This is a genomic window from Shewanella sp. S1-58-MNA-CIBAN-0166, assembly GCF_040310085.1.
GTDB lineage: Bacteria > Pseudomonadota > Gammaproteobacteria > Enterobacterales > Shewanellaceae > Shewanella.
Window position 1 is genome coordinate 1 of record NZ_JBEOPN010000028.1, and the last position, 17,618, is coordinate 17,618.

Annotated in this window: 11 protein-coding genes; 2 read left to right on the plus strand and 9 right to left on the minus strand. The window is 42.2% G+C overall.

Annotated features, from left to right (window positions below):
* Nucleotides 1–92: 92 nt before the first annotated feature.
* From AAEY99_RS15995 to AAEY99_RS16005, 3 genes are all read right to left on the minus strand, one after another.
* Nucleotides 93–632: a GNAT family N-acetyltransferase gene (locus tag AAEY99_RS15995; RefSeq protein ID WP_351011179.1), complete on the minus strand. Its 540-nt coding sequence runs from the start codon at nucleotides 630–632 to the stop codon at nucleotides 93–95.
* 398 nt (nucleotides 633–1,030) lie between these two features.
* Entirely contained in the window at nucleotides 1,031–1,300 is a 270-nt protein-coding gene (locus AAEY99_RS16000) for a hypothetical protein (protein ID WP_351011181.1), read from the minus strand.
* A 472-nt stretch (nucleotides 1,301–1,772) separates the two neighbouring features.
* Entirely contained in the window at nucleotides 1,773–3,467 is a 1,695-nt protein-coding gene (locus AAEY99_RS16005; RefSeq protein ID WP_182745392.1) for a thiamine pyrophosphate-dependent enzyme, read from the minus strand.
* A gap of 456 nt (nucleotides 3,468–3,923) precedes the next feature.
* Between AAEY99_RS16005 and AAEY99_RS16010 the strand changes: the two genes are divergently transcribed.
* Nucleotides 3,924–4,118, plus strand: a complete 195-nt coding sequence (locus tag AAEY99_RS16010) for a YgaP family membrane protein (protein ID WP_351011182.1) — start codon at nucleotides 3,924–3,926, stop codon at nucleotides 4,116–4,118.
* A gap of 230 nt (nucleotides 4,119–4,348) precedes the next feature.
* Nucleotides 4,349–5,320 carry a patatin-like phospholipase family protein gene (locus AAEY99_RS16015; RefSeq protein WP_351011184.1) on the plus strand — a complete coding sequence of 324 codons (972 nt, stop codon included), beginning with the start codon at nucleotides 4,349–4,351 and terminating at the stop codon, nucleotides 5,318–5,320.
* A 237-nt stretch (nucleotides 5,321–5,557) separates the two neighbouring features.
* Here AAEY99_RS16015 and nhaA read toward each other — a convergent pair whose 3' ends face one another.
* The 6 genes from nhaA to putA all read right to left on the minus strand — a co-directional run bounded on the left by nhaA (nucleotide 5,558) and on the right by putA (nucleotide 17,295).
* Nucleotides 5,558–6,904 carry a Na+/H+ antiporter NhaA gene (nhaA, locus tag AAEY99_RS16020; RefSeq protein ID WP_351011185.1) on the minus strand — a complete coding sequence of 449 codons (1,347 nt, stop codon included), beginning with the start codon at nucleotides 6,902–6,904 and terminating at the stop codon, nucleotides 5,558–5,560.
* Between the two features lie 575 nt (nucleotides 6,905–7,479).
* Nucleotides 7,480–7,728, minus strand: coding sequence for a DUF2171 domain-containing protein (locus AAEY99_RS16025; RefSeq protein ID WP_101088294.1), 249 nt, complete (start codon nucleotides 7,726–7,728; stop codon nucleotides 7,480–7,482).
* A gap of 310 nt (nucleotides 7,729–8,038) precedes the next feature.
* Complete coding sequence (locus tag AAEY99_RS16030; protein ID WP_351011187.1) at nucleotides 8,039–11,110, minus strand: efflux RND transporter permease subunit; 3,072 nt, start codon at nucleotides 11,108–11,110, stop codon at nucleotides 8,039–8,041.
* 2 nt (nucleotides 11,111–11,112) lie between these two features.
* Nucleotides 11,113–12,279, minus strand: coding sequence for an efflux RND transporter periplasmic adaptor subunit (locus AAEY99_RS16035; protein ID WP_351011189.1), 1,167 nt, complete (start codon nucleotides 12,277–12,279; stop codon nucleotides 11,113–11,115).
* A 36-nt stretch (nucleotides 12,280–12,315) separates the two neighbouring features.
* On the minus strand, nucleotides 12,316–12,786 hold the full coding sequence (locus tag AAEY99_RS16040) for a Dps family protein (RefSeq protein ID WP_351011191.1): 471 nt from the start codon (nucleotides 12,784–12,786) through the stop codon (nucleotides 12,316–12,318).
* 675 nt (nucleotides 12,787–13,461) lie between these two features.
* The gene (gene putA / locus AAEY99_RS16045; protein WP_351011192.1) at nucleotides 13,462–17,295 is read right to left on the minus strand and encodes a bifunctional proline dehydrogenase/L-glutamate gamma-semialdehyde dehydrogenase PutA; all 3,834 of its coding nucleotides are present in this window, start codon (nucleotides 17,293–17,295) and stop codon (nucleotides 13,462–13,464) included.
* Between the last annotated feature and the right edge of the window lie 323 nt (nucleotides 17,296–17,618).

Below are 17,618 nucleotides of genomic sequence, written 5' to 3' on the forward strand. Positions count from 1 at the left end.
TAAAGAGTCACTCTCAGGTGTTCGGGCTTGTTCAACACTTGGGATAAGGACGCGGCTTCGCGCGGCCTATCCTTATTTGTTAGCTGTTTATTTTAAATTTTATAAGTAACTGCATTCAATACATTTTGTTCTTGTTTGCTTAGGTAATTTACAACTTTCTCTTCAAACGATATATCAGAATAGAATTGCTTGATTAGGTATTTTGAAGGGATATCAGTCCGTTCCATTAATGGGACCGCTCGACCCGTCGCAATGACGTAAACATGAAAATCTTTATAACGTGCCAACATAGGTTCAATAATATTTTTAAGCAACGCATTAGCCAACAACGTAGCATAACCTTTATTACGATGCTCTATGACTGTTACAAAATGAATAATACCCAATTCTTTATAGTTCACACCTTGATGACAAGTGACTTTGTCTGCACGGGCTTCAAAGTTTTCAAAAAGACTGTACCCTACCAATTCATCATTTACATAAAGTTTAATTATTTCTGCTTGAGTCCCGTTTTGTAATTCCTCGTGCTTATCTAACCACTCAAAAATGTACCACATTTTCATGTCGGCCTGACCCAAGGCGAGTAATTCATTAGTACACGTTTTGGCATTACAGTGTTCGAATCTAAGCATTAATAACCCATTTGAATCTTCGTAAATTAGTTAACATTGACCTGTGAACTTACTTTTATATAAATAGAGAGCAACATCAGCATAATAAAGACTAAGCTTGCCACTCCTTGTTAAATAGCCGCCCCCAGTGTGAGGATCGTTGTAGTGATAAAACGAATGACGCAGTAAGCTAATATCGCACTAAGCGTATTAAAACAGTTGGCTGTACTTTTGATGCACGAACAAAACCAACAGCTTTAAACCGTTTAAGTCTATTGTTCGTTGTGATTAGGAGATCTAAACAGGCTCCAACACTACTCATCGAAGATGCAAATCCAACATCTTTCTTTAGACTTTTCAATTAGCCCCCGATAATGTCACTTATCGGGATTAACAAAACACGAATTTATGAGCTGCTATTAATCTTCCATCCAATCCATATTCGGTAGTGCATTCAAATGCTGGCCATATCGTATTTCGTTAAAAGAGGAACCATTTTTCATGACATCGGAAACTTCGATAGCCAACGCGCAAGCCATCATTTGAATAGCTTCGTCACGCGGTGTACCTGTCATGACTAAACGCATCAAGGTTTCTTTTACCTTTCTGGGTTCACCGTCGGCGATTTGATTTTCGACTACTTCAATGAGTGTTTCTTCGGTCATGTAACTGTCTTGCTGCTTATCCATTATAACGACTCTGTTAAATATTTAACGCCATTATGCCGCAAGCATGGTGCAAGCCATAGAGTAAACTCCGAATTATTCGAGTGTTGCAGGCAATAACGTAACGTTAAGGTAAAGTAAGATTTATCTGTGTTGATAATCTGATTGGATGTTGTACGCTGAAACGAATTTTTTTGAGCTGACAATATCATCGACTAACACTTAAATGAGCACAAATGGGTTAAGCCCTTAACCCATTTGTGGACATAAACGTTTTAGTGTTATCAACTAAATGTAGCCTCAAAATATGAGAAAATGTATCCCTAACGACTAACGGTCTAGCCAACATTTCTTAACCATTTCAAGACTGACCTATTTCGGCATATTCACCTTGAGGATGATATATTTCTACTAGCCTGCACAATAGTTCTACTAGCCTGCACAACTCATAAACTGAGGTAATAGTATTTCGGAATCGTTCCCACATATTTTTAAATCAGTCATTTGAATTTAAAAACTCCTTAGCTTTAGCAATCGAATAATTTACCGCTTGAGCCAATTCGAGCTTTGGCGGCATGACGAGTTCATTAGGATCGATATGGACATCGATCAGACAGGCATTTTTGCTAGCAAATGCTTCTCCCAACGCTTTTACTAGCAGCTCAGGGCGATCTACACTCCAACCTTCACCACCGCATAAGCGAGCAAACTCTGAAAAGTCTGGATTTTTTAATGCTGTTTTATAATTAGGGTAACCGCTGCTTTCTTGCTCTAGTTGAATTAACCCTAGTTTGGCGTTGTTAAAAATAATAACCTTTATGGGTAATGTTAGATTGACTGCAGTAATAAACTCTTGCATTAACATGCTAAAACCACCGTCACCAATAAGGACTACCACCTGCCGCTCAGGAAATTTTAATTGCGCGCCTATCGCACCAGCCATGCTAAATGCCATTGTGGCCAAGTTGCCTGAGAGGGTAAATAATTGTTGTTCAGTAACGGGTAGATGTCGTGCGACCCATGCGGTCACTGTACCCGTATCACAAAGAAAAATGGCATCTTTATTCGCAAGCTCGCCGACGGTTCGAGCCAGGCACTGGGGTTTTATTGGCATATCTTGCGAGTTTTCTGCTTCGCTTTGCTCTTCTGACCAACTCCTTTTCTGACGCCGACATTCAGTAAGAAAGTTGTCGTTTTCTTTTTGAGGTAAATCAACGATTAATTGGTCTAGTACTTCACTTACATCTCCGACTATCGATACATCCACAGGGCAACGTCGACCAATATGTCGAATTTCTTTATCCACCTGAATAACTTTGGCTTTTCCTGGATAATATTCTTTGTAGGGAAAATCAGTCCCTAGCATCACAAGTAAATCACAATTATTCATCGCATCAACTGATGGCCGCGTACCAAGTAGGCCAAGCCCTCCTAAGGAATATTCATGCTCATCCGGAAGTAGTACTTTGGCTTTTAGTGTTCTGATAAGTGGGGAGTTGCATTTTTTCAACAAAGTAAGTAACTGTTGACGTGCTGGTATAGCCCCAACACCCGCTAGAACAACAATTTTTTCAGCTTGCTCAATTAAGCTAATTGCACTGTTTAATGCTGATGCTAAAGGTTTAGTTGGTCCCGTTTCAGCGCCCGCTATTGGATGACCCGTAATGTCAGCTTCAACTTGCTCAGTGGCAACATCAGCAGGCAGAGCAATATGAGCAACCCCTTTTTCAATCAGCGCGCTATTACACGCTTGCTGAATAATCTCGGGAACACGATCTGAGGCAAATAAGGTTTGATTAAACACAGCCACATCAGAAAACAGAGCTGATGAATTAATTTCTTGATGCGAGTGATTACCGATTTCACTGCGTGGTAACTGTCCAGTTATTGCAAGAACGGGGGCATGGTCGAGCTTAGCGTCATACAGACCATTGAGCAAATGTATAGCCCCACCTCCAGCAGTACCAACACAAACGGCAAGTTTACCGGTTAATTTTGCTTGGGCTGATGCGGCGAATGCCCCGCTTTCTTCATGGCGAACTTGTATAAATTCGATTTCTCCATGGCGGCGTATGGCGTCCATCAAATCATTAATAGCATCCCCTGGAATGCCAAAGACATGACGGACACCATATTGATAAATCGTCTCTACGATATGATCGACAACTTTGCGTTTTTTTATTGCAGCCATAAATATCTCTCTCCGTTTAAAATAAGCTTCACGAAATACACTTAATTAAGCAAATTAATAGGTTACTGAATTTAATAGCATTTTATTAATGGTTAACTGTTTATTTAAGATCCAATAACACATCATACTGTGCTACGAACTTTGACTCTGTGCGTCACCGTACCCTCTGGCTTTTGCTTTCTCACGAATGTTGACAAGTTAAATACAATTGACCGTGTTTTAAAGTAACGTTATCTCAAATGATAAACCCTAGCAGAAAATAATTTAGCCTATTCGCCATGTCGCTCGATTTAACCATTCTTGAAAATTATCTCGCGTGCGCTGGCGAACAGACGCCGGGAACAGTTACGATTTATGCTTAGAGACATCTAATCGATTCGCGTAAGGCTGGAACGATATTCGATCTTATCTGTAACTTAGCAGAGTGGCCCAGTGACTCGACAAAGGAGAAATACGATGAAGACGAATGAAGGTATGCTCGATCGCTCGCTCCGCGTTACCGCCGGGCTAGTTCTTATTGGACTTGCTGCCACCGAAACAATTGGCATATGGGGCTATATTGGCGTTGTGCCGCTGCTTACCGGAGCGGTAGGCTTGTGTCCTCTATATTCGCTCCTAGGCATAAACTCCTGTTCGGTGAGTAAGCGCTGAATCTGATCCACAGCGAATGCCCTGCTATCGTGAAACACTATAGTTAAACACCATGTCAAAATCCTAACAGGACTCGCGTTCATGGTACGACTCTTCTGTTCGCGCGGTTAAGTTAGCGATCTCGGAACTGTACTGCTTAAACACCCGAGCTCATTGTTACTGCCAACAGATATCTAATCGCAAGTTCTACGACGTTATTTTATTCAGCATTTTTTATAAAAAGGCCTGCTATGAAAGTCATTGCATCACCCCCCCCAATTAATCCTTGTGAAGAGTCATGTGTTAAAATGGCACTTATTGCAGAAGGTGGTGGGCAACGAGGAATATTCACAGCCGGTGTATTAGATGCGTGGTTAGAGAATGATTTTGATCCTTTCGATTTGTTTATAGGGGCGTCTGCAGGCTCACAAAATATTACAAGCTTTTTATCTCGTCAGAAAGGTTATGCCAAGAGATTAATTGGTGAATTAACACGTCGTAATAATTTTTACAAACTAGGCCGTGGATTAGCAGGTGGCAATGCTATTGATTTGGATTGGTACTTTGATAAAACCATTCAAGGTAATTTTGCATTAGACTTTACGACAGCAACTAAATCATTGGGTCAACGAGAATTATTGTTCAGCGCAACGAATTCACGCGATAGACAAGGCTATTTCTTAAGCCCAAACGGTCATACAAGTCACTGGCGCCAATTACTTAAAGCCTCGAGTGCATTTCCTTTTTTGTATAAACAAGGGGTCAAACTCACACCTAGGCAGGCCTTTAGCTCAACAAATAAGGCCAAAGCAAACGTTGATGACCATAAAACAGACATCTACCTTGACGGTGGACTTGCTGAGCCTTTACCTGTACGAGAATCCTATCGCCGTGGTGCTAAAAAAATTGTGGTTATTCGAACGGTGAATGCCGACTGTCATACTCAGGCTGCTTGGGTACGTAAACTTAAGTCATGGATTTACGTGTCTGGGTATTGCCCAAAAATGATTGATTATTTGGTACAGCATGAGCAAGCTTATCAAAAAGAACTCGCCTTTATCACTAACCCTCCTGAAGATGTCGAAATTATTCAAATTTTTGCGGAAGACAATCTTCAAAGTAAATTGTTAGGGAGTACTGATATGGATTTACAACATGATTATCTTGCCGGTATCACTGCGGGTAATGCTTTTTTGAAGACTCAAAAACGTTTTGTGCTGTAAACACTTTACATAATCTAAGCATGATCTAAGCATAATAAAATTAATTTATACCTGTTTTGTAAACCAGTAGAATGAATATTACTATGCAATAAAAAACATTTTTTAATGCCATAACCCCGATGCATTAAACTAAAAGTATTAACCCGCTCAAGTACCACATAATACTCTTCTATTAACGTAAACGATGCTGCAATATCGGTAACATTCATGTTAACCGACTTATGATGTCTCATTGAGTCATTTTTTTCGTTTGTTTGAACCAATGAATCTAAGATATAACGCACCCAAAAATGCAGACATAACCGATGCGACCAAGATGGATGTTTTTGCGTTATGGAGATGTTCAGGTTGCCCGTCAAACCCCAGTGTCGCAATAAATGTGGACATGGTGAAGCCTATCCCGGCTATCAGTGAAGCACCAATAATGTGTTGAATATTAACTCCCTTGGGTAATTTACCTATTTTGTAGTGCAGGCCCAACCAGCACGCGCCGGAAATGCCAATAAATTTACCGACTACAAGGCCAAAAATAATCCCTAATCCAACTGGGTATTGGAGGCTGTCGATAAACGAACTAAAACTAAACACTACGCCAGCATTAGTCAACGCAAACAGCGGTAAGATGAAGAGTGCTACAGGTAGATGCAGTACATCTTCCCAACGACGCAGGGGAGTGCCAGCATGTTCTGCTAAATCGCGCACTTCCAGTACCTGTTTATGGTCCTCCTGACTACCAAGAACGTCCACTTCTTCTATTTCTTGCTGAAGAGAGCTAATTGTTGTTTTAGCCTTATCAAGCGACTGTGCCGACGCCAACTTCGGCCGTGCTGGCACCGTCAATGCTATTGCAACGCCAGCAACAGTGGCATGAACACCAGACATGAGCATCATCCACCAGGTTGCAATACCGATGATAATATAGAAAATTGGCTGTCTTACGCCCGCATAGTTAGCCACTGCCAAAAAAGTAATAAGTGAACATGCGCTAAACAGATATATTACGGATATTTCCTGGGTATAAAATAGTGCAATAACGAGTATCGCCCCAACATCATCAACGATGGCGAGCCCAACTATGAAAGCCAAAAGACTGGCAGGTATGTATTTTCGCACTATGGTAAGTACACCTAGCGCAAACGCGGTGTCGGTTGCCATTGGGATACCCCAACCGATCTGTGAATCAAGTCCCCAATTGAACAAAGTATAGATCGTAGCCGGTAAAATCATTCCGCCTATGGCACAAATAATCAACATGCGCCGATTTTCCGGTTTAGCGAGGTCTCCGGCTAGCACCTCGCGTTTGATTTCAAGTCCAATCAATAAGAAAAATATCACCATTAAACCATCATTAATAATGTGTTTAAGTGAAGATCGTAACTCAACATCACCCAAAAATATTCCAATCGGGGTGTGCACAAGATCTAAGTAGGTAGAAGAATAGGCTGAATTTGCCCACCATAGGGCCAAGATTGTCGATAACAGAAGAAACAGACTGGAGGTAGTCTGCGCTCGAATAAAACCCGAAAATGGTTCGTGCATATATTCCAAACCACGCTGCAATATATTTTTAGATTCGTTTGCCATATTAATCACCTGTCATCATCTCGCCTAAGAAGTATGTTTATCTTCTGAGTAGAAAATATTTTTAGGCTTTAGGAGTTCGAACAAATACTATAAATTACGTTTGTTCGATTGTTTTATAACTACTTTAATGAACAAAAACGCTTTACGGAAAAAAACTGCATTACCCTGAACTCATAGAGCCTGCATTCATGAAAATGCGTTATGGAGCCTTAGCTACATTGCTGTAAACGTAGGGGGCTGCGCCTATCAATGTTGTTAAGCAGTATATTGAGCAGCAAAATAGACCACATTAAACCGTGTTGCTGTTTTCGCCATGCTTATTGGCCATGACGGGGCATGTTGTCGCGGAGATCAGCCATTATCATGTTAGTTGCTGAATGCGAAACTCATTACGCAAGTCTCCTGCCATTTTGAACGGCGCGAAAGCTAAAACTTGAACACTGTTTTTGATGTCTATCATTTTCACGTGAATTGTTGGGGAAAAGTAAAGGCGGGAGATAAAAACCGTGGTTCCCGCTCAAGTCTTAAGGTGGCATGAGTACAATGCCACCTTTGTTTAGCACTACAACAAGACTTTAGTGTCCTGTACCTGTTGGCGGAGTTTGAGACCATTCCTGCATAGCCTGGTCTCCTGGACGATCAACTTTCACTTTATCGCCCTCAGTTGAGGTTACCCAGCTTAATGGAATGTAATGGTGTTGACCGCCCTTGTCTTTTTTAAGCTTGAGGGTATCAGTGCCCTCCATATGATCTACAGTAGCAAATTGACCATCTTCGGAGCAGACAACAGGCATGTCAGGTTTAATTTGGTTGGTTTGAATCATAGTTTCCCCTCAGAGCTCAGTACAAGCCCTTCTATTTATAAATGAGCAATCAGTCATCTGACAAGCTTCAGAAAGCGAAATTGTCTTGGACTTTAACTGAAGTTATTGGTTACTTAATGTTCCCAATCGCACAGTAAAATCATACCCATAAAACTAAATGCAGTCTGTTCGGCAACGAACAGACTGCATTTTCAAGTCCTCTTTTACAATGTTTTCAATCAATAAGATTAGCCAAATCTTGGGTGACTGCGCCAATCAATCAAAACTGAACGCTACGAAAATATGAGTACGACAATCACATGTTCGTTGTTTAAGTCGGAGTTTGATCAGCGGCATTACCCTGCCCCTCAAGATCTGAAGTATCAATCTTCTTTGCCAGGACGATATAGAAAGCAGGCAACACATACATAGTTAACAAAGTACCGATACCGAGTCCTGTAGCAATGGTTATACCAATCGCAAAGCGCGACTCTGCTCCTGGGCCCGCTGCAATTAACAGCGGGATCATGGCGACGATAAGCGCCAGCGAAGTCATGATAATAGGGCGAAGTCGAATCGCTGCGGCTTCGATTACCGCGTCGCGCTTGTTGCGTCCCCTTTCCTGAAGTGTATTGGCAAATTCCACGATAAGAATACCGTTCTTCGCGACCACGCCAATCAATGTTATCAGACCAACCTGTGTGTAGATATTCATCGATGCAAAACCAAGCATAATGAAGGCCATTGCCCCTGCAATTGACATCGGCACCGATATTAAAATGATAAGAGGATCACGCCAGCTCTCAAATTGCGCAGCAAGCACCAGATAGATAACGAGTAGCGATAAAAAGATAGTCACGATTAACGCACTGCCAGAATTTTCGAACTGTCTAGACTCGCCCTTAAAATCATAGCTGAAACCCCGAGGTAGGATATCGACCGCCTTGGTTTTCATGAAACTGATGGCATCTCCCATCGACACTGATGGCGCTGGAATGCCTTCGATCGTGACCGAATTCAGCTGATTGAATTGTGTTCTGGATGAGGGTTCTACATCATGCTCGAAGCTAACGACCGAGCCGAGCGGAACTAAATCGCCAGAGTCGGCGCGGATGAAATAATCGTTGAGCGCCGTTGCTGTTTGGCGCGCGTAGCGCTCAACCTGGGGAATAACCTCATACGAGCGCCCCTCCATGTTGAAACGACTAATAAACCCGCCGCCAAGCATACCGCCAAGCGCCTGACCAATTTCCTGCATCGACAAACCGAGATCGGCTACGCGTTCACGGTCGACCTTTACTCGGGTGACGGGCTTATCGATGTCGATCGATTTCTGCACGAATGTGAAGTTGCCACTCTGCATGGCAGCCCCTACGAATTCATCTGCTATTTGATCGAGTTGAGTAAAATCACTGCCCGAAGTTAACACAAACTGAAAGGGTAGACCGCCACTCGAACCAGGCAACGATGGAATTGGGAATAAAGCTGTTTTCAAACCAGTAATCCCTGCCACAGAAGCCTGCAGTTGAGGCATGATATCAAACTGCGATATATCCCGTTCGCTCCAAGGCTTCATTTTGAAACCGCCAAACACCGCATTGGGACTCGTCATACCAACCAGCATGAACGTCTCGTCGTAGCCTGGTACCTGCTCGAAGGCTGTCTGCATTTCTGTGCCATACTTCTGCAGGTATTCGAGTGTGGCTGTCTGCGGTCCTTTACCCTGAAACAAAATGATGCCACGGTCCTCAGTCGGTGCAAGCTCTTTCTGGCTTAGCATCATCATAAAAAAGATCGACACTAGTACGACTACCGCAAACATAATTACAGGTGAGACGGCCTTGACCATGATAGCCAGCGAGCGCTGATAAGTATTGGCGAGTCGGTCGAACAAACTTTCAATTGCACTCTCGAAGCGGGTCGACTGTCCATGTGGTTTGAGAACCTTACTGGCTAGCATAGGCGATAACGTCAAGGCAATGATGCCTGAAATGACGACGGCACCAGCAAGCGTGAAAGCAAACTCGGTAAAAAGCGAACCAACCAGCCCACCCATGAAACCAATAGGCGCGTAGACTGCAACCAAGGTTATCGTCATAGCGATAACTGGATTGGCCATTTCTCGAGCACCGATCAACGCCGCTTCCTTCTTTGATTTACCATCAACGATATGCCGGTGTATGTTCTCGACTATGATAATAGCATCGTCGACGACCAAGCCTATAGCCAGCACAAGTGAGAGCAGCGTCAGTAAATTGAGCGAGAAACCCAGCACCAGCATGATGAAGGCTCCACCGATGAGCGAGAGCGGTACTGCTATTGAGGGAATGATTGCCGCTCGCAGAGATCCTAGGCATAGAAACACGATGACAAGAACGATACCCACTGCCTCGATAAGCGTCTTGATCACCTCATTAATTGAATCATCAATAAATGCTGATGCATCGTAGGGGAGTTCGACCTGCAGACCCGAGGGCAGCTGAGACTTTATATCCGGCAGGAGTTCTTTAACACGTTCTGCCACAGACAGTGGATTAGAACCCGGAGATAGATTAATGGCTACGTAGGTTGAAGGTTTACCCTTATACAGTGCTATGTTCTCGTAGGTTTGTGATCCGAGCTCTACCCTGGCGATGTCCTTGAGACGAACGATACTATCTTCGGTCGATTTAATTATCAGATTCTCGAACTGTTTGGTGTTTGCAACGTCAGTATTCGTAGTGAGATTGATCTTGATGAATTCATCTTTGGTTTGCCCAACTGCAGAAATATAGTTGTTCTGACGCAGGGTTTGAGCAATATCTGTCGAGGTGAGATTAACCGCTGCAAGTCTTTGAGGATCGAGCCAGACTCTCAGCGCAAAGCGACGCCCCAGCAGTTCGGCCTTGGCTACACCGGATAGGGCTTGTAGTTTTGGCTGTACTTCTCGGGCAAGATAATCTGAGATCTGTGGGACTTTCATGGTATCGCTAAAGAAAGCGATGTACATGAGCGCACGACCTTCTCCCGTCGTTGAGTTGATAACAGGGTCCTGAGCCTCGTCAGGCAACTCGTTACGTTGACTGGCAACTTTAGATTGAATCTCCGCGAGTGCGTCATTAGCATCGTAGTTCAGTTCCATCTGTGCTTCGATGGTTGAAAAACCTTGTATGCTCGATGAGCTCAGAAAGTCTATGCCCTTTGCTTCGGCAATAGCCTGCTGTAAAGGTTGGGTAATGAATCCCTGGATCAATTCACTGCTGGCGCCTGGATATGCAGTAGTAACGGTGACTTTAGTGTTTTCCAATACAGGGTATTCGCGGATCTCCATCTCCATAATAGAGCGAATCCCAACCAGTAATATTAGTAGACTAACAACAATGGACAGCACTGGCCGTTGTATAAAAATGTCTGTAAAACGCATGTTTATTTAACTCCTGTACTGTCTGCAATCTTGTCATTTTGCTTTATTTTCACTCGCTGACCAGCCCTCAAGCGCAGCAAACCAGAGGCAATGATACGTTCACCGGGTTCTAACCCTTTGTTAATTTCAGTCATGCCATCCCGTGTAACGCCTGTTTCCAATGTCCGCTGCTCAGTGACCAGCTGGCCTTTTTCATTTTTAGTTAATGCATAGGCGAAATCGCCGTAGGTGTTGAATGACAATGCGATGTTTGGAATTGCAATGACCTGCCTTTCACCCTCTGCCATGGTTTTAATGGTAGCGAACATACCCGGTTTGAGGCTTTGTTGGGGGTTTAGAAGTTGGGCGCGCAGCTTAACGGTGCGTGTCTCTGGCGTGATAGAGCTATTAATTGCGGTAATTGTTCCTTTGAATACCTCTGAGCCAGTTGCCGCCACAGTGACTTCAACGAGATCACCAATATCAACGCTGGCCAGTTCCTGTTCAGACAGAGTATATTCGACCAGAATTGGATTAAGCATATTGATTTCAACGACAGGTGTACCCACAGATAAATATTCACCTATATCCGCTAGACGTAGCCCTACTATGCCGTCGAAGGGAGCCGTGAGTATTTTTTTACCAAACTGGGCCTCGGCTTCTTTTACTCGTGCTCTGGCTACATCTAGCGCAGCCTTTGTTTCATCTAAGGCGAACTGTGACACAGCCCGTTTGGAAATCAAGTCTGAGTTATGTTGAAATGCTTTCGAAGCAAGCTGTGCCTCAGCTAGACGTGTTGTAAGAGCGGCTTGCTCTATATCGCTGTTTAGGCGGATCAGGATATCGCCTTTTTTGACGGATTGACCCGATTTGAACAAAACTTTTGTCACTACACCGGGCAATTCATTGGCTATCATGACGCCGTTGATAGCTCTGATGCCACCGATTGATTGGATACTCGGTTGCCAAGATACTCTAGAGACCTCTGTAGTTTCAACGACGGTTGCGGGGCGTGGCTGAGAGAATTTGGCCTGCATTTGGTTAATTTGATAGAACTTGTAGCCGAAGATGCTGCCGATGACGACAAGGAGCAGAACGATAGCAATTGCGAAGCGTGAGAAAGTGCCCATCCAATCTGTATCCTTTTTAGTTAATATATAATAAGTAAATAACGTTAATAATCTGACCATTTAATTTCAAAAACTTGGTAGTTTGAAACGCTCAATCTACTTATTTGAAGCTCTCAACATCCACGATGTTTTTTCATGTATTCGCATTCGATCAGATACAAGAGATACCGTTGATTCGTCGTCTGATTGATGGGCCACTTTTAAAACATCGCGAGCAGTCTGTATAATTTTTTCGTGACCAACGAGTAATACTTCCATCATTTCCGTTGCATTGGGAACACCATCTACCTCATGGATTGAACTTAACTTGGAAAATTCTTTATAAGTGCCTGGCGCAGCAACATCGAGAGTTCGAACACGTTCGGCTATATCGTCTACAGCAATGGCCAATTCCATATACTGCTCTTCAAACATCAAGTGCAGCTCCCTAAACCTCACCCCAGTCACATTCCAGTGAAAGTTATGCGTCTGTAAATAAAGCGTATAAGTATCGGCTAATAACTTCTTTAACCCTTCAGCGATTTCGTTTCTATCTTTTTTATCAATGCCAATATTAATGTTGCTCATATTAAATTTCCTTTTAGTTTATTAATGGATATATTCATACTGATTTTTCTGCATGCTGAATTAAAAAATTTAAAATCCAGCTAGCACTTATTCCTTACATGTATTAATTTTTATATTGTATAGCGTAGGTGATTGATCGTTGTCCCAGTAATAAAGCTCAACGTCGTTCCTTAAACCAAGACGAAATGACATGGTCGAGTATTAATATTCTTTACTGAAATAAAAGCAGAGTAAGAAAAGTATTTTCCCGTAACACCAAGCAACACTTTACTCCATTACGGACTTAAGCTCTGTGCGATATCGAACCAACAATAATGGCTAGTGGATTAACATGAGGAATGGAGATATTGAATAAAGATTTATTAATCGCAATAAGAATAGATTCATCACCGTAACCTACTGCGAATAGACCTTAGCTGGGTGGTCGCTTAATCCTGTTGGCTTGGTCGTTCACTCATTTAATCAGGCTTAATTTTTTGCCAAAATGAAATGTAAAAAACAATATAAACTCCATCAAGTTAGCTTCGCACCGAAAGTATTATCTGTTGTCACTCATTAGCACTTTTATCAGTTATGACAAATAAACCGAAACATTAGGGGAATAAATCATCAACTTTTCAGTTGATGATTTATAAATATTTTGAATTTTTGTTTAAACATAACATTCAAAAATAGTTAGTTCTCTTCATCTAAAGTCATCAGCGACGTGTTACCACCAGATGCGGTAGTATCAATGCTAACGGCTTTTTCTGTTAATAAACGTTGAATGAGATTATCAAAATATTCTGAACTGATCATTGGTAAAATTGCCCCTTGACGTTCGGCTAATCTGTCACTGATATAATTTTTTCGGCCGCAGTGACTATCAACAACGACTCCTGATAACGCAGGATGCGCCAACAAAGTGGTTAAATGACATAAGCGGGTAATTTGAAACACATTCTCATCTGCGCCTGTTGTAACAAACTTATCTCTAATGGCTAACGCTTGATCATAAAATAAATCAGAAACGACCGAGATAACGGTATTTCCGGTTGTCAAAGCCGTTACAATTGAGAGTATCCAAAAGTGAAAAGTCACATTTTCATCAGCAAAGCAGATGATATTACCGCGATTTTCCAAATAGAGTATATTAGACTCACCTGTCGGACCTGGAAGCGTTGTTGGCTTTTGCAGATGCTTTTCAACACACACTAATTGTGAATTAGCCGCTGTCAAAGTACTATTTAAGTCATCGGCTAAATCATCAACAATATCGATATCAGCCATTTCGGCTAACATTTGACTCACAAAAGAAATACGCTGATCTAACTCGGTCAAGCGCCAGGTTTTTTCTGCTATATCCGCCCTATCCATCATTAATTCTGCTTCTGCTTTCGATCTCGAATCGCTCACTAAAGCATCAACTTGCGATGGTAATAAGTTAAATTTATCGGCATCGGGAGTGGCTTTCTCTTTCACTAGACGTGTTAAATAATATGGCCCACCCGCTTTTGGCCCTGTACCTGAAAGACCACGCCCCCCAAAAGGTTGCACCCCCACAATAGCGCCAATCATATTGCGATTTACATATACATTACCTGCACGCGATAGTGTCGCCAAATGAAAAGCTCGCTGTTCAATCCGCGTATGAATACCCATCGTTAAACCGAAACCGGTGCCATTAATATCATCAATGACTTTTTCTATTTCATCGCCTTTAAAACGAATAATATGGACACAGGGACCAAATACTTCATGCTTGAGCACACTAATATTGTCTATTTCATAAAGTCGCGGCGCAAAAAAGAAATGTTCGTTTTCTGCTATTTCATTTGTCTCATTAGATATCGCGCATTGGTACAATAATTGACCATGAGTTTTCATATAGTCACTGTGAGCATTGAGTGAATCTAGCGCTTTTTGATCAATGACGGGACCTACATCAGTGCTGAGTTTTTCTGGATTACCCACATGCAATTCTGCTAATGCGCCTTTAAGCATTGTAATAACAGTATCGGCAATATCTTCTTGCAAAAATAATACCCTGAGCGCAGAACAACGCTGACCTGCAGACTGAAATCCTGAAGAAATAACATCATCAACCACTTGCTCAGGCAAAGCTGTGGAGTCAACTATCATACAGTTTTGACCGCCTGTTTCAGCAATAAAAGGGACTTTTGCGCCGTCTCTATCAGCCAACGTTTGCGAAATAATAGTCGCTGTTTTAATCGAACCCGTAAAAATAACCGTTTGAATATGTGCATTAGGAATAATAATACTGCCCACTTCACTGCCCTTGGCAATAACCGCTTGTACAACGCCATGAGGTAATCCAGCAGACGTCATTAGTTCAATAGCGCGCAATGCAATTAAACTTGTTTGCTCGGCTGGTTTGGCCAACACCGTATTACCCGTAGAAATGGCAGCTGTCACTTGCCCTATAAATATCGCTAACGGGAAGTTCCAAGGGCTGATACATAACACCACACCACGAGCTTCTAAACGATCATCTTCTGCAAGTACTATCGCTTGTTGTGCATAATATCGACAAAAATCAACAGCCTCTCTGACTTCATCAATACCATCTTGAGTCGTTTTTCCCGCTTCTTTGATGCATAAGGCAATGAGCTCGTCCCTATGATGTTCAAGAATATCGGCGATACTGCATAATAAGGCTGCGCGTTCAGATACAGGCTTTTGTGACCATGAGGCAAATGCAGTTTGAGCCGTATCGATCATCGCGAGCATGTCATCTTTGCTATGATGTCGCTGGAAACCAATGATTTCACTTTGCTTTGCTGGGTTTCTAATGGCTACAGCCCCCTCTGGCGTGTCACTTTCAGAAAACTGGTTATTTTCAACCCAATTATCTAGTGATGTTTTTAGCGGGGTTACCATATTTATGTCGGTTAAATCTAAGCCCTTGGAATTATCTCGACCAACACCATTTTCATCATGGTACAAGGCAATAGGTTTGATAATCTGGCCGTTATATTTGTCTGTTAAGCGATGCATTTTTTTAACCGGGTCTTCAAGTAAAGATTCGACCGGTTGAGACTCATCAATAATGGCATTAACAAAAGAAGAATTAGCGCCATTTTCTAACAAACGACGGACTAAATAGGCTAGTAGCTCTTTATGAGGACCAACCGGTGCATAGACCCGACATTGAACATTTTCACTGGCAACAACTTGATCATATAAAGAACCACCCATGCCATATAGACATTGAAATTCAAAACTTGCTTTGTCATTGCCCGCCAGTTCAAGAATAGTCGTCACTGTGTAAGCATTATGTGTCGCAAACTGTGGATAGAGAGTATCTCTATATTCTAATAATTTTTTTGCACAGGCGAGGTAAGAAACATCAGTGGAAGCCTTGCGAGTGAATACCGGAAAATGCTCATAGCCACCTTTTTGAGTGTTTTTAATCTGAGTATCCCAATAAGCACCTTTAACTAAACGCACCATCATTTTTCGGTCAACACGAATGGTTAGCTCATGTAACCAATCAATGATAAAAATAGCCCGTTTTTGATAAGCTTGCAGAGCCATCGAAAAGCCATTCCAACCCGCTAATTCGTCATCACTAAATACCGCCTCAATAACATCAAGGGACAAATCTAATCGCTCAGATTCTTCCGCATCAACCGTTAAACCAATATTGTATTTTTTAGCTTGCAAACAAAGCGCTTTAAGTTTGGGAACAGCTTCAGTCATTACCCGTTGTCTTTGCGCAAATTCGTAACGAGGATGAATAGCAGAAAGCTTAACTGAGATACCAGGAACTCTACGAGGATCGTTCTTACCTGACGCGAGTGAAACCGCGCCAATAGCATCTATGGCAACTTGATAAGCTTTAAAATATTTATCAGCATCACCCATGGTGCGCGCACCCTCACCTAGCATATCGTAAGAATATACGAAGCCTTGCCGATCTTGTTTGGTAGCATGCTCTGTTGCAGCTTGAATCGTTTCGCCCATAACAAACTGCTCACCCATAATTTGCATGGCATAGTTCATTGCTTTACGAATGACAGGCTCACCTAAACGACCAATAATCTTTTTCAATAAATCAAAACTATCTTTTTCGCGTTCATCAGCATAATCAACCATAGTGCCGGTAACTAATAACCCCCACGATGAGGCATTAACAAACAGTGAATCACTGCTGCCCAAATGACTTCGCCACTCACCTTGAGAAATTTTGTCGCTAATGAGGGCATCTTGAGTGTGCTTATCTGGTACACGTAATAAGGCCTCAGCCAAACACATCAACACCACACCTTCTTCACTGGATAATGTGTATTCTGCGAGTAAGGCATCTACAGCACCGTTACCTGATTCGTCTCTACGTATTTTTAATGATATTTTACGTGCCTTTTCCCACGCTCTGCTGGCAGCTTCATCGTTAACGTCTGCTAACGGTAAAATATGCTCTACCGCAACACTTTCATCAATACGATAGAACTCGCGAATTTTCTGACGAATAGGAGAGTCCGTAATGTTCGAATTATTAAAAAGCATGTGCTTCACCTCAGCATGAATAAATTGTATTTTGCAATGACTGGAGACATTTGATATCTAAGAGATACCTAAGATTTGATAACTAACGAGTAAATTATACTGCTCTTTAGTTTTAGACTCTGTGCGTTAGCGTACTTTCTATAAAACACGGTTAACAGTGGTTCCAACTCTTAACATTAACTCATACTTTCAAAAACTTATCAGGCTATATGCCGTTGATAAACTATCGTTTGGTTTTGCCATTATCGCTGAGTTTAAGTGGAGTGATACCTACGTTGAGGTAATACAACCCATAAATTCGGCCTAGATTTGTTGAAAGGTTG